The organism is Streptomyces europaeiscabiei, from assembly GCF_001550375.1.
Lineage (GTDB): Bacteria > Actinomycetota > Actinomycetes > Streptomycetales > Streptomycetaceae > Streptomyces > Streptomyces europaeiscabiei.
In genome coordinates this window covers 1-12,838 of the sequence record NZ_LRTR01000684.1, presented here as the reverse complement: position 1 = coordinate 12,838, position 12,838 = coordinate 1, and the positions used below count along the sequence as shown (strand labels likewise).

General features: G+C 69.3%; 10 protein-coding genes and 2 pseudogenes. 7 read left to right on the top strand and 5 right to left on the bottom strand.

The window, feature by feature from the left end; translation table 11 throughout:
• Positions 1–90: 90 nt before the first annotated feature.
• Positions 91–654 carry a DUF4291 domain-containing protein gene (locus AWZ10_RS33655; RefSeq protein WP_060892901.1) on the top strand — a complete coding sequence of 188 codons (564 nt, stop codon included), beginning with the start codon at positions 91–93 and terminating at the stop codon, positions 652–654.
• 28 nt (positions 655–682) lie between these two features.
• Here AWZ10_RS33655 and AWZ10_RS33650 read toward each other — a convergent pair whose 3' ends face one another.
• From AWZ10_RS33650 to AWZ10_RS48600, 3 genes and pseudogenes are all read right to left on the bottom strand, one after another.
• Positions 683–1,180, bottom strand: coding sequence for a hypothetical protein (locus AWZ10_RS33650; protein ID WP_046704392.1), 498 nt, complete (start codon positions 1,178–1,180; stop codon positions 683–685).
• A gap of 88 nt (positions 1,181–1,268) precedes the next feature.
• A complete protein-coding gene (locus AWZ10_RS54250) occupies positions 1,269–1,472 on the bottom strand; it encodes a hypothetical protein (protein WP_078935306.1) in 204 nt (67 codons plus the stop codon).
• A gap of 55 nt (positions 1,473–1,527) precedes the next feature.
• A pseudogene (locus AWZ10_RS48600) lies at positions 1,528–1,850 on the bottom strand (IS5/IS1182 family transposase); the annotation flags it as partial.
• 186 nt (positions 1,851–2,036) lie between these two features.
• On the opposite strand from AWZ10_RS48600, the gene AWZ10_RS33645 reads away from it, so the two are divergent.
• The gene (locus AWZ10_RS33645) at positions 2,037–2,588 is read left to right on the top strand and encodes a hypothetical protein (protein ID WP_234360757.1); all 552 of its coding nucleotides are present in this window, start codon (positions 2,037–2,039) and stop codon (positions 2,586–2,588) included.
• A 119-nt stretch (positions 2,589–2,707) separates the two neighbouring features.
• Positions 2,708–2,947 (top strand): annotated as a pseudogene (locus tag AWZ10_RS56270) (tyrosine-type recombinase/integrase); the annotation flags it as partial.
• A gap of 98 nt (positions 2,948–3,045) precedes the next feature.
• On the opposite strand, the gene glnA reads toward AWZ10_RS56270, so the two are convergent.
• Positions 3,046–4,407 carry a type I glutamate--ammonia ligase gene (gene glnA, locus AWZ10_RS33635; RefSeq protein WP_037693979.1) on the bottom strand — a complete coding sequence of 454 codons (1,362 nt, stop codon included), beginning with the start codon at positions 4,405–4,407 and terminating at the stop codon, positions 3,046–3,048.
• A 391-nt stretch (positions 4,408–4,798) separates the two neighbouring features.
• Between glnA and AWZ10_RS33630 the strand changes: the two genes are divergently transcribed.
• The 4 genes from AWZ10_RS33630 (at position 4,799) to AWZ10_RS33615 (ending at position 10,139) form a co-directional block, all read left to right on the top strand.
• Complete coding sequence (locus AWZ10_RS33630; RefSeq protein WP_046704389.1) at positions 4,799–5,461, top strand: DUF3105 domain-containing protein; 663 nt, start codon at positions 4,799–4,801, stop codon at positions 5,459–5,461.
• Positions 5,462–5,488: 27 nt separating this feature from the next.
• Complete coding sequence (locus tag AWZ10_RS33625; RefSeq protein ID WP_046704388.1) at positions 5,489–6,109, top strand: DUF305 domain-containing protein; 621 nt, start codon at positions 5,489–5,491, stop codon at positions 6,107–6,109.
• 223 nt (positions 6,110–6,332) lie between these two features.
• On the top strand, positions 6,333–8,300 hold the full coding sequence (locus AWZ10_RS33620) for a S53 family peptidase (RefSeq protein WP_060892899.1): 1,968 nt from the start codon (positions 6,333–6,335) through the stop codon (positions 8,298–8,300).
• 84 nt (positions 8,301–8,384) lie between these two features.
• Positions 8,385–10,139: an NAD+ synthase gene (locus tag AWZ10_RS33615; protein ID WP_060892898.1), complete on the top strand. Its 1,755-nt coding sequence runs from the start codon at positions 8,385–8,387 to the stop codon at positions 10,137–10,139.
• A 236-nt stretch (positions 10,140–10,375) separates the two neighbouring features.
• Here the strand turns inward: AWZ10_RS33615 and AWZ10_RS33610 are convergent, their stop codons facing one another.
• The gene (locus AWZ10_RS33610) at positions 10,376–11,812 is read right to left on the bottom strand and encodes a non-reducing end alpha-L-arabinofuranosidase family hydrolase (RefSeq protein ID WP_060892897.1); all 1,437 of its coding nucleotides are present in this window, start codon (positions 11,810–11,812) and stop codon (positions 10,376–10,378) included.
• Between the last annotated feature and the right edge of the window lie 1,026 nt (positions 11,813–12,838).

Below are 12,838 nucleotides of genomic sequence, written 5' to 3'. Positions count from 1 at the left end.
GGCGGTGCGCGGCGGTGCGCGGCGGTGCGCGGCGGTGCGCGGCGGATATTGGCTCGCGGCCCCCGCGACGCGGCTGGCAGGGTGCCGCGCATGGCGCCCCAGTATGAGATCCGTGCCGACTACGACGCCCGGACGATCGTGGTCTACCAGGCGTACGCACCCGCCGTCGCCGACGCGGCGCTGCGGGCCGGCCGCTTCGTCGAGCCGTTCTCGTTCCGTCGGATGACGTGGATCAAGCCGTCGTTCCTGTGGCTGATGCACCGCAGCAACTGGGCCCGCAAGCCCGGCCAGGAGCGGGTGCTCGCGGTGCGGATCACCCGGGAGGGCTGGGAGGAGGCGCTGTCCCGGGCCGTGCTGACGACGGCGGACCCGACGGCCGTGGCGGGGGCGGCCGTCCACGTCCAGTGGGACCCGGAGCGCTCGCCGCGCGGGGCCGCGCTGAACCACTACAGCATCCAGGTCGGCATCGGCCGCCACCTGATCCGGACCTTCACCGACGAGTGGATCGTCGGCCTCACGGACCTCACCCCTCAGGTCCGCAAGGCCGCGACCCTGGTGCAGACCGGCCGGACCGCCAAGGCCCAGCGCCTGCTCCCCCCGGAGCGCGTCTACCCACTGCCCCCGGCGCTGGACGGCCTTCGTACTCCGCGCTGAACCGCCCACCGGGAGCGGCGGTCGGACGTCACACGGCTCCCGTCGCGGCGTACCGGCAGCCTTCGAGGCGGCGGTACCACCAGACATACGGGCGCCACCCACGACGGACGTGGACGAACGGGTCCGGCAGGGTGCGTTCCAGGTAGCGGACATCGAGGGACGTGACCAGGCGACCCAGTTCGGCGCGGGGCCGTGGGGGCAGGTGGCGCAGGACGGTGCCAAGCATGTCGCGGACGTGTCTGATGTCCCTGAGTGCGCAGGCGCGGCACCCGCAGTCGTCCAGGAACGGGTAGCGCGGCCGACGTCCCGGCGCCCCCGCGAAGGCTCGGTAGCGCCGCAGGGCGGAGGCGGTCATGCCGGGGAAGACGTCGTAGTCGGCCGAGAGCGCCTCGTAGCGGTGCACGGAGGCGCTGGTGCGGGCCGAGAGTCCGTGAATGCGGCTCCGCGGTGGGCTGTCCCGGCTCAGGGGACGGTCTCCTCGGAGCCGCTGGGCGGCGCGCAGCGCGCCGGGCCGATTACGCGGCATCGGCCTTTCGTCGGGATGCGTTCATGTCGATCATCATGCCGGTTCCCACCGGCACACGGAAGGGGAGCCCCGGTCCCGGGGCTCCCCTTCACCATGCGCGGCTGCCGCCCGGCGCCCACAGCACCGGCAGGTTCTTCCGCAGCTCGAAGGCCGTCACCTCGGAGCGGCACTCCTCCCACTCCTGGCGCTTGTTGCGCAGGAAGTCGTGCAGGGCGGGAACGGCCTCGTCTGATCGGCGTTGACGTCTCGCTGACCAGCACTGGGACGGTCGTTGATGGTCACTGTGGGCCACCCTTCGACGGCCCGCAGACGGCCCAGCTCACATCTCACGGCCCGGCGCCCGGCTATCCACCGTCAGCGATCGTCATGGTGGCGCCGACGGCACTTTTGGCTCCGGACTCTTCCCACGCCTTGCAGTCGTTGCGGTTGCCGGGAAGCGGCCGACCGGCCACGACGACCAGGCGACTGTCGGCGTCGATGACAACTTGGAGTTGGTGGAGTATCGGTAGTTCTTCGACTGCTCGGCAATCTCATGGTCACGGGTCGGGACACGTGTCAAGTTCGTGCGCCAGTAGGCCGCAACGAGCAGGAGACGGCCCTCCAAGGGGAGTCCCCACGGCCGGCCCCGTCGCACCACTGCAGCGTCCTGGCATCGGAGCACGGTCAGCAGTCACAGAGCAGCCCTTAGGGTGAGCGGATGGTCGGACTAGATGCAGGGAAGATTCGGGCGGCGCTGCCTGCTCACGCGCTCGAGGTCGGGTCCGATCCGCTGGATCGACCGACGCGGAACTCCGTTGGCGGCTGGCCCTTCCTCGACAACACACAGGAGTGGCCCTCGTGTTTCTGCGGGGAGCAGATGGCCCTGTTCTTCCAGCTCGACGTGCCCCTGGACCTGGGGCCTTTTGGCGGGGACCATCTACTGGTCTTCCACTGCCGTGCGCACAACGACGCGTCCCAACCCTTGTTTGCTGATGGCCGGCTCGTGCCCGAGTATTGGGACGCTCCGCAACTGCCCTACCCGCGTCCGTTCTGGCGTGTCCTGCTCCAGCAACACGCGGTGCTTCCAACTGCGGAGCCCGAACCGTCCGTATGCGCACTGCCGCTGACGCTTCAGCCCTTCGTGGACACCCCCAACCCACGCGGGCTCGGAGCCCAGAGGTTCAAGGTGGGCGGCACACCCTCCTGGGCGCAGGATCCCGAGTACTACAAGTGCGTGTGCGGCGCCGATCTGGAGTACCTCTGCCAGGTTCCGGAAGGCATGGAATTCGCGGTCCATCCTGGCCGACCAGAGCAGCCCTACAGCGTTGGGGCCGACACCTACGGGCTGTTTCTTGGCAACGAGGTCTACCTGCTGGCGTGCCCGGCCCACTGCGATCCGGCGGCGGTCTGGCCAGTGAACCAGAACTGAGTCCTCGGCATCACCAGCCTGCACAATCCCGTCCGCGCCCTCACGACGAACACGTCAGCGCACGTTCCGTACAGGACAGCCCTCAGGACACACGCGCCCCGACGCATGACCCTTCGCACGAGCGTCACCAGGCCGCCCGCGAGCACGGCATGCATGCCCTCAGGCACTTCCACGCGTCCGTTCTGCTGGACGCCGGCGAGAACGTCAAGGCACTCAGCGCCTACCTCGGACACATCGACCCGGGGTTCACGCTTCGCGTCTACACGCACCTCATGCCGAGCAGCGACGCGCGGGCCCGCAAGGCCGTGGACAGCCTGTACGACGGCACCGTTCCGGGGCCGGACGGCCCACAGACGGCCCACAGACGGCCCAGGGTCAGTGAGACACCGTGGGGCCGACGGTCCATGACCGTCGGCCCCACGCGTCGTCACAGCGGGAAACCCGCCCTGACCTGCCCTTACAGCACCGGCAGGTTCTTCCGCAGCTCGAAGGCCGTCACCTCGGAGCGGTACTCCTCCCACTCCTGGCGCTTGTTGCGCAGGAAGAAGTCGAAGACGTGCTCGCCCAGGGTCTCCGCCACCAGGTCGCTGCGCTCCATGAGGGTCAGGGCCTCGCCCAGGTTCTGCGGGAGCGGCTCGATGCCCATCGCGCGGCGTTCCGCGTCCGAGAGGGCCCAGACGTCGTCCTCGGCGCCCGGCGGGAGCTCGTAGCCCTCCTCGATGCCCTTGAGGCCGGCGGCCAGGAGCATGGCGTACGCCAGGTACGGGTTCGTGCCGGAGTCCAGGGAGCGGACCTCCACCCGTGCCGAGCCCGTCTTGCCGGGCTTGTACATGGGGACGCGGACCAGGGCGGAGCGGTTGTTGTGGCCCCAGCAGATGTACGAGGGGGCCTCGCCACCGGCGCCGGCGGTGCGCTCGGAGCCGCCCCAGATGCGCTTGTAGGAGTTGACCCACTGGTTGGTCACGGCGGCGATCTCGGCCGCGTGCTTCAGCAGGCCCGCGATGAAGGAGCGGCCGACCTTGGAGAGCTGGTACTCCGCGCCCGACTCGTAGAACGCGTTCCGGTCGCCTTCGAAGAGCGACAGGTGCGTGTGCATTCCGCTGCCCGGGTGCTCGCTGAACGGCTTCGGCATGAACGTCGCCTGGACGCCCTGCTCCAGCGCCACCTGCTTCATGACCAGGCGGAACGTCATGATGTTGTCCGCGGTGGACAGCGCGTCGGCGTAGCGCAGGTCGATCTCCTGCTGGCCCGGCGCGCCCTCGTGGTGGGAGAACTCGACCGAGATGCCCATGGACTCCAGCATGGTGATCGCCTGGCGGCGGAAGTCCATGCCGACGTTCTGCGGGGTGTGGTCGAAGTAGCCGGAGTTGTCGGCCGGGGTCGGGCGGGAGCCGTCGACCGGCTTGTCCTTCAGGAGGAAGAACTCGATCTCGGGGTGGGTGTAGAAGGTGAAGCCCAGGTCGGAGGCCTTGGCCAGGGCGCGCTTGAGGACGTAGCGCGGGTCGGCGAAGGACGGGGAGCCGTCCGGCATGAGGATGTCGCAGAACATCCGGGCGGTGCCGGGGGCCTCCGCGCGCCACGGCAGGACCTGGAAGGTCGACGGGTCCGGCTTGGCGATCATGTCGGACTCGTACACCCGGGCGAAGCCCTCGATGGCCGAGCCGTCGAAGCCGATGCCTTCGTCAAACGCCTGTTCCAGCTCGGCGGGGGCCACGGCGACGGACTTCAGGAAGCCCAGGACGTCCGTGAACCACAGGCGTACGAAACGGATGTCGCGCTCCTCCAACGTACGGAGCACGAACTCCTGCTGCTTGTCCATCTTCCGCTTCCACCCATTCCTTGCTGGTCAGGCCGCCTTGCTCCCGAGCGACGGGAGACGGTCGGGCACCTGAGCATCCCACCACAACACCATTTCATGCGCGTTGCGCACCTTGATCGGCAAACCGACCTCCAGTCGAACGCCCGGCATACGGCAGGTGCACCTCCCGCTCCGCGGGTGTACCACTCGCTCTGCCGCTCAACCGCTCTGCCGCCCATCTTGCCTGCTCGCGGCGACATCCGTAACGCCCGTGTCGCTCCGTGGGCAGCCCGGGGTGCCGGCGGGGCAGCATGGGAGGCGGGATCCCTCGTTTACGAGAGGGAGCGGATCAACTTACGATCAGTCGATCCGACCGCCCCATCCGACCCATCCCCCACTAAGGACACACCCCATGGCCGCCAAGACCAACAGCAGCGGGGACCGCAAGGCACGCATCGAGGCGATGCGCCGTGCCGAGCGTTCCCGCGAGCGCCGGACCCGGATCCTCACGATCGGCGCCAGCGTGCTGATAGTCGCCGGCCTCGTCGTGGGCGGGACGGTCCTGATCCGCTCGCAGGCCGACGACAGCGGCAGCAGCGTGGCGAGCGACTCCAAGTCGACGGGCAAGTGGAAGACCGGGTCGGACGGCGTCAAGACCTGGAGCTCCAAGCTCACCCAGAACCATGTCACCAAGACCGTGAAGTACCCGATGGAACCCCCGGTGGGCGGTGACCACAACCCGGTCTGGCAGAACTGCGACGGCGACGTCTACGACAAGGCGATCAAGAACGAGAACGCCGTGCACTCCCTGGAGCACGGCGCGGTCTGGGTCTCGTACAGCAGCAAGGCCTCCGAAGCCGACGTGAAGGCGCTCGCGGAGAAGGTCGAGAAGACCCCGTACACGCTGATGAGCCCGGTCGAGGACCAGAAGGACCCGATCATGCTCAGCGCGTGGGGTCACCAGCGCACGGTGACGAGCGCGAAGGACCCGAACGTCGACAAGTTCTTCGAGACCTACGTCCAGGGCGAGCAGACGCCCGAGCCGGGTGCCGCCTGCACCAACGGCATCTCCTAGCGGCAGCGGCCTGGCACAGTGGGAAGCATGAAGCACATCGGTTGGATCGCCTCCGGGGCCGCGGCGGTACTCGTCGCGGCCGGAGCGATCACGTACGCGGTCGCCGACGGCGACGAGTCCGGCCTGAAGGCCCCCGCCGCCGACTCCGCCGACGCGGGGTTCGCCCGGGACATGGCCGTCCATCACCAGCAGGCCGTCGAGATGTCGTACATCGTGCGCGACCGGACGGACGACGAGGAGGTCCGGCGCCTCGCGTACGACATCGCGCAGACGCAGGCCAACCAGCGCGGCATGATGATCGGCTGGCTCGATCTGTGGGGCCTGCCGAAGGTGTCGTCGCAGCAGCCGATGGCCTGGATGGGCATGGGCTCGATGGCCTCCGGCGAGGACGGTTCGCTGATGCCGGGCATGGCCACCGACGCCGAGATGGAGAAGCTCGGCAAGCTCAACGGCAAGCAGGCCGAGATCTTCTTCCTCCAGTTGATGACCGACCATCACAAGGGCGGCGTCCACATGGCGCAGGGCTGCGTGTCCAAGTGCACGGTCGGCGTGGAGAAGAAGCTCGCGCAAGGCATGGTCAACGCCCAGGAGTCCGAGATCTCGTTGATGACGGGGATGCTCAAGGACCGGGGCGCAGCGCCGCGATAGCCCTCCGGGCGAGGTGATCGGTCCCCCCTGAGACCCCAGGGACGTATGCCGCAATTCCCTTACGCATACGGTTCCTTGGGGCTTCCGTACGCTTCCATACGTTCGCTTGGGGGGTTCTTGGCCCAGCCGTGCCCGCCGCCATTCCCTGGCATGAACGGTTCATCGCGAGAGTGATCACCGTTGAGTGATCCACTCGCGACGAACCGCATCCAGGGGGTTCTCCATGAGATCCAAGAGATCCAAGAGGTCCACAGGGGCCGTGGTGCTCGCCGGTGCGCTGGTGCTCGGCGCACCCGTGGCCCACGCCTCGCCCGACCCCGGCCGGGACACACTGCTGGGCACCAGACCGGCTTGGGCCACGGCCAAGGCCGACGCGGGGGCCGCCGCCCACGGTTCCCGGGTGTCCGCCCGCGTCTATCTGGCCGGCCGGGACGCGGCCGGACTGGCGGCGTACGCCAGGGCCGTGTCCGACCCGTCGTCGACGTCGTACGGGAAGTTCCTGAGCGCCGCGCGGACGCGGGCGCGTTTCGGGGCGACCGGGGCGCAGGTGGCGGCGGTGAAGGAATGGCTCGGGGACGCAGGGCTCACCGTCACCGGCACGAACCGGCACTACATCTCGGTGACGGGTGAAGTGGCCGACGCCGAGCGGGCGTTCGGCACGCAACTGCACAACTACCGCAAGAGTGGTCACACTTACCGAGCCCCGGCGAAGACGGTCTCCGCGCCCGCCGACCTGAACGGGGCCGTGCTGACCGTCACCGGGCTGGACACCGCGCCGCACCGGGCCACCCACGACGACCAACTGCCGCCGCCGGACACGGTGTTCCGCAACGCGGGGCCCTTCTCCTCCTCCTACGGCTCGAAGACCGCGAGCACCCTGCCCGACGCGTACGGCACGAAGATCCCGTACGCGGTGCAGGGGTACACCGGCAGGCAACTGCGGGCGGCGTACGGGGCCGGGAGCCGCACGGGCAAGGGGGTGCGGGTCGCGATCACGGACGCGTACGCCTCGCCGACGATCGCGTCCGACGCGGCCACGTACGCGAGGAAACACGGTGACGCGGCCTATCGCGGCAGGCAGTTGCGGCAGGTGCTGCCGGAGGAGTACACGGCGACGGAGCAGTGCTCGGCGTCCGGCTGGTACGGCGAGGAGACCCTCGACGTGGAGGCCGTGCACGCCCTCGCACCCTCCTCCGACATCGTGTACGTCGGGGCCGCGTCCTGCCAGGACGACGACCTGCTCGACTCGCTCGGGAAGATCGTCGACGGGCATCTCGCCGACATCGTCTCCAACTCCTGGGGCAGCATCGAGGCCGACCAGACCCCGGATCTCGCCGCCGCCTACGACCAGGTGTTCCAGCTCGGCGCGGTCGAGGGCATCGGCTTCTACTTCTCCTCCGGGGACAACGGCGACGAGGTCGCGAACACCGGCACCAAGCAGGTGGACACGCCGGCCAACTCGGCGTGGGTGACGGCGGTCGGCGGTACGTCGCTGGCGGTCGGCAGGGGCGACTCGTATCTGTGGGAGACCGGCTGGGGCACGCTGAAGGCGGGCCTGTCCGACGACGGCACGAGCTGGACGGACTTCCCGGGCTCCTTCACCTCCGGCGCGGGCGGCGGGACCAGCCGGACCATGCCGCAGCCCTTCTACCAGCGGGGCGTCGTACCGAAGGCGCTCGCGACGGCGAACGGGGCCGCGCCGATGCGTACGGTGCCGGACATCGCGGCGATCGCCGACCCGAACACCGGGTTCCTGGTCGGGCAGACGCAGACCCTCCCCGAGGGCGGGCAGGCGTACGGCGAGTACCGGATCGGCGGCACCTCGCTCGCCGCGCCGGTCGTCGCGGGCGTCCAGGCACTGGCCCAGGAGGCCCACGGCGGCCGTCCGCTGGGCTTCGCCAACCCGGCGATCTACGCCCGGTACGTCTCGTCGTCGTACGGGGGCTCGGCGCACGGAGGCTCGGCGCACGGCGCGAAGGTGTTCCACGACGTCACCGACAACCCGGCGGGCGGCGCCGGGCTCGCGGTGGCCCGTGTCGACTTCGTCAACGGCTACGACACGGCCGACGGGCTCGCCACCTCCGTACGCACCCTGGGCGCCGACAGCTCGCTGCACGCCGTGCGCGGGTACGACGACGTGACCGGGGTGGGGTCGCCCGCCAAGGGCTACGTGGAGTCCTACCGGCGGTAGGGGGCGCGACGGGATCCGTGGGGCGCTCCGAACGTGGGGCGCCCCACACCCCATTGCGTCGCTCTGACGATTACACTGGGCCCCGTGCCTCAACTTCGTCTCGCTTTGAATCAGATCGACTCGACGGTCGGCGACATCGCCGCGAACGCCGAGGCGGTCGTCCGCTGGACCCGGCACTCCGCCGAGCAGGGAGCGCATCTGGTGGCGTTCCCCGAGATGGTGCTGACCGGATATCCCGTCGAGGACCTGGCGCTGCGCCAGTCCTTCGTGGAGGCCTCCCGCTCCGCGCTGAAGGCGCTCGCCGCGCGGCTCGCCGACGAGGGCTTCGGGGAGCTGCCGATCGTCCTCGGTTACCTCGACCGTTCCGAGTCCGCCTCGCCGAGGTTCGGCCAGCCGGCGGGCGCCCCGCGCAACGCCGGGGCGGTGCTGCACCGGGGCGAGGTGGCGCTCACCTACGCCAAGCACCACCTCCCCAACTACGGCGTGTTCGACGAGTTCCGCTACTTCGTGCCCGGCGACACCATGCCCGTCGTACGGCTGCACGGCGTCGACATCGCCCTCGCCATCTGCGAGGACCTCTGGCAGGACGGCGGCCGTGTCCCGGCGGCCCGATCCGCCGGCGCGGGGCTGCTGCTCTCCGTCAACGCCTCGCCGTACGAGCGCGACAAGGACGACACCCGCCTCGAACTGGTCCGCAAGCGCGCCCAGGAGGCCGGCTGCACGACCGCGTATCTGGCGATGATCGGCGGTCAGGACGAGCTGGTCTTCGACGGCGACTCGATCGTCGTCGACAAGAACGGCGAAGTGGTCGCACGGGCGCCGCAGTTCTCGGAGGGGTGCGTCGTCCTTGACCTGGACCTCCCGGCGGCGGCCGCCGATCCCATGACCGGCGTCGTCGACGACGGTCTGCGCATCGACCGGCTCGTGATCTCCGAGGAGCCGCTGCCCGCGTACGAGCCGGAGCTGACCGGCGGGTACGCGGAGCGCCTCGACGACGACGAGGAGGTGTACTCGGCGCTGGTGGTCGGCCTGCGGGCGTACGCGGCGAAGAACGGCTTCACGTCGGTGCTGATCGGGCTCTCCGGTGGTATCGACTCGGCGCTCGTCGCGGCGATCGCGTGCGACGCGCTGGGCGCGCAGAACGTGTACGGCGTGTCGATGCCGTCGAAGTACTCGTCGGACCACTCCAAGGGCGACGCGGCGGAGCTGGCGCGCCGGACGGGTCTCAACCTCCGTACGATCTCGATCGCGCCGATGTTCGACGCGTACATGGCGTCGACGGAGCTGACGGGGCTGGCCGAGGAGAACCTCCAGTCGCGCCTGCGCGGCACGCTCCTCATGGCGATCTCCAACCAGGAGGGCCACATCGTGCTGGCGCCCGGCAACAAGTCGGAGCTGGCGGTGGGGTACTCGACGCTGTACGGCGACTCGGTGGGCGCGTACGGCCCCATCAAGGACGTGTACAAGACGTCGATCTTCCGCCTCGCCGAGTGGCGCAACCGGGCGGCGGCGGAGCGGGGCCAGACCCCGCCGATCCCGGAGAACTCCATCTCCAAGCCGCCGAGCGCGGAACTCCGCCCCGGCCAGGTCGACACCGACTCCCTCCCGGACTACCCGGTCCTGGACGCGATCCTGGAGCTCTACGTCGACCGCGACCAGGGGGCCGACGCGATCGTCGCCGCCGGGTTCGACCGCGAGCTGGTCGTCAAGACGCTCCGCATGGTCGACACGGCCGAGTACAAGCGGCGCCAGTACCCGCCGGGGACGAAGATCTCACCGAAGGGGTTCGGGAAGGACCGGCGGCTGCCTATCACGAATAGGTGGCGCGAGCGGGCGTAACGGGCTCGACGGGTCCTTCCTCACCACTGAGGCACCACTGAGCCTTTCCAACCTGCCCGGCGGCACAGTCGTACCCACGATGAGAGTCCACGAAAGAGAGGAACCCCAGCCGACGCGCGGCTGGGGTTCCTCAAGGCGGTGAGTACCGGTCAGCAGGTGGAGTCGCCCACGCCGTGGACCGCTCGTCCACACGCCGGCGGACCGCACCCCATCGCGATCACCGTGGATCAGGCGGGTCAGCGCTGCAGGGTGAGCAGGCCCGGCCGGTACGGCAGTTCCAGGTAGGGAGCGCCGTCCGACGCGGGGTTCCTGCCCTGGTAGAGGAGCTGCAGGTTGCAGGGGTCGATGGTCATGGTCTGGTCGGGGTTGTCGCGCACCAGGTCACCGTGGCTGATGTCGTTGGTCCAGGTGGCGTTGCTGTTGGCCTTGCCGGCGAAGGGGTTGCTTTCGGTGGCGGCCTGCGGGGTCCACGAACCGTTCAGGCTGGAGGCCGTGAACGAGCGGAAGAAGCGCTGCTCATTGACACCCCGAGCCTCGACGATCATGAGGTACTGGTTCTGGCCCTTGACCTTGTAGACCTCCGGCGCCTCGAACAGGTTCTTCTCCGTGTCGCTCATGACCGTCGTGAACGAGGAGCCGAAGCTGCTGGGGAAGTTCCCGATCGGCATGCTCGCCCGGTAGATGCTGCCGTTGTCAGCGGCGAAGAACAGGTACATGTTCTGGTCGTCGGCGATCATGGTCGGGTCGATCGGGGCATCCTTCCGGTTCGGATCGGGGTTCTGGGGGAGGGTGCCGGTGAACAGCGGCTGCTTGGCGGACCAGCCGTTGGGGTTGGTGGGGTCGCTGGACGTGCGGTAGTAGAGCGGCCACTGGCTCCACTGGGACACCATCACCCAGATGTTCTTGGGCGCGAAGTAGAACAGTTCGGGCGCCACCGCGGACTCGTTCATCGGGGTCTGGGTGGCCGCCCCCATGTCCGACCAGTTCGTGAAGGGACTGAACATCGTCGAGCCCCAATTCTTTCCGTCGGAGGTGGTTGCGTAGACCAGGTTCTTGCCGTTGTACTTCACGGTGGTGAAGTCCTTCAGCGCGACCTGCCCGTTCGCCGGCTGCGCCAGCGGACCCGACGAGGTCCACCGGTAGGTCGACGGAAGAGCACACGCGTTACCCGTCCCGGACAGGCCGGTCCACTTCTGGTTGGTGCCGCCGTGGCACGACCAGATCTGCACCCCCGTGCCGTTGGCCTTGCCCCAGCCCGAGACCTCCAGGCACAGCCCGGACCGCACGCCGACGATCGTGCCGTCGGGGTTCACCCGCCACTGCTGGTTGTCACTGCCGTTGCACGTCCAGATCTGCACCGGGGTCCCGGACGTGGTGGCGCCGCCCCGGACATCCAGGCACTTGTTGCCGTACACGGTCAGCTGGTTGCTGTCCGTCGACGTCCACTGCTGGTTGGTTCCACCGTGGCAGTCCCAGATGTGCACGTTCGCGCCGTCGGCCTGACTGAAGCCCGCCACATCGAGGCACCGGCCGGAATCCACACCGCGCACGTCACTGGTGGTGGCCGCCTGAGCCGGGCCGGCGACGAGCAGCGCCGCCAACGCGGCCAGGGCCGCGACCACGGCAGAGAGCACCGCGGACGGGCGTCTGAGGCTGAAAGCACGTCTGCGCATAAGGACCTCGTCATCCTTGAGCAAGCGACTCCGGTTCGGCCCGCCAGGGGCTGTCCGGAAGCGGTGTGGTGCAGCCCTCTTGTCCGATATGCCGAACAAGGGTCGAAGTGTCGAGCAATTGGATGATAAGGATCCGGTGATCAACGTCAATACCTCTCGCACAATTCGCGAGCAGAAACGTTCACAGGCTGAAAGCAGGCGGCTTCAAGTCCCGTGGCTGCAAGGGCCTTTGGCACGAGGGCAGGCAGGATGCGGGCACGGGCTTGGTGATCATTACGGGTGTCATGCGCCTGACCTCGTGCGGGCGGGACCGCGAGGCGCTGTGCATCGGCCGGGCCGCGTGGAAACGAGGCAGGCCCGTACGGATCCGTGGTTGACGGCTTTGCCGCACTGCCGTCGAGCAGTGGGCCACGCCCGCACCGGCGCACGCGTACGGGCGGAACGCTCCCTCGCTCGGGCGGAGTCGGCCCATGAGAAGGCCGCCGGGGAGCCTGCGGCATGGCTGACGTTCCTCACACCTGCTTAACTCATGGGGCTTGTTCCGGACTTCGCCGCCGCCGTCGGACACCTCGACGACCAGCCGATCGGCCACGCCTACGGCTGCACCCTGCAGGCGGACACCCGCCGGTGGAACGGCCTGCGCACCCCGCGGTGCGCGAGGGTGGGTCCACGGAACGGATCCACGACGAGCTGCCGCGCGACCGGCCCGAGGAGCGAGGGACTCTCCTCGCCGAACGGGACCACCCGAGGGTGCGGGCGCTGTACGAGTCGTGGGGCCACGAGTGGTTCGGCAAGTACTGCCGCTCCCGGGCGCCCCGCCGTACGACGCCATCGTGCCGGAGCTGCGCCGAAGGGCGTCGCCCGCCTCAGACCCGTACCGGCTCCGACTCTCCCGGCACGTGCGACGCCACCACGCGTCCGCGGCTCGGACGGGTCTGCGGCGCGGCGACAGCGGCCCGGCGGGTGTCCACCGTGTAGGCCACGGCCGCGACTCCCAGGCCGATGACCGCGAGGCCCGCGCCGACG

What these genes read in the sequence shown, in the direction of transcription:
- AWZ10_RS33620 (WP_060892899.1), top strand. Translation starts at nt 6,333, where the DNA reads ATGAGATCCAAGAGATCCAAGAGGTCCACAGGGGCCGTGGTGCTCGCC.
- AWZ10_RS33610 (WP_060892897.1), bottom strand. Translation starts at nt 11,812, where the DNA reads ATGCGCAGACGTGCTTTCAGCCTCAGACGCCCGTCCGCGGTGCTCTCT.
- AWZ10_RS33655 (WP_060892901.1), top strand. Translation starts at nt 91, where the DNA reads ATGGCGCCCCAGTATGAGATCCGTGCCGACTACGACGCCCGGACGATC.
- AWZ10_RS33630 (WP_046704389.1), top strand. Translation starts at nt 4,799, where the DNA reads ATGGCCGCCAAGACCAACAGCAGCGGGGACCGCAAGGCACGCATCGAG.
- AWZ10_RS33645 (WP_234360757.1), top strand. Translation starts at nt 2,037, where the DNA reads ATGGCCCTGTTCTTCCAGCTCGACGTGCCCCTGGACCTGGGGCCTTTT.
- AWZ10_RS33650 (WP_046704392.1), bottom strand. Translation starts at nt 1,180, where the DNA reads ATGCCGCGTAATCGGCCCGGCGCGCTGCGCGCCGCCCAGCGGCTCCGA.
- AWZ10_RS33625 (WP_046704388.1), top strand. Translation starts at nt 5,489, where the DNA reads ATGAAGCACATCGGTTGGATCGCCTCCGGGGCCGCGGCGGTACTCGTC.
- glnA (WP_037693979.1), bottom strand. Translation starts at nt 4,407, where the DNA reads ATGGACAAGCAGCAGGAGTTCGTGCTCCGTACGTTGGAGGAGCGCGAC.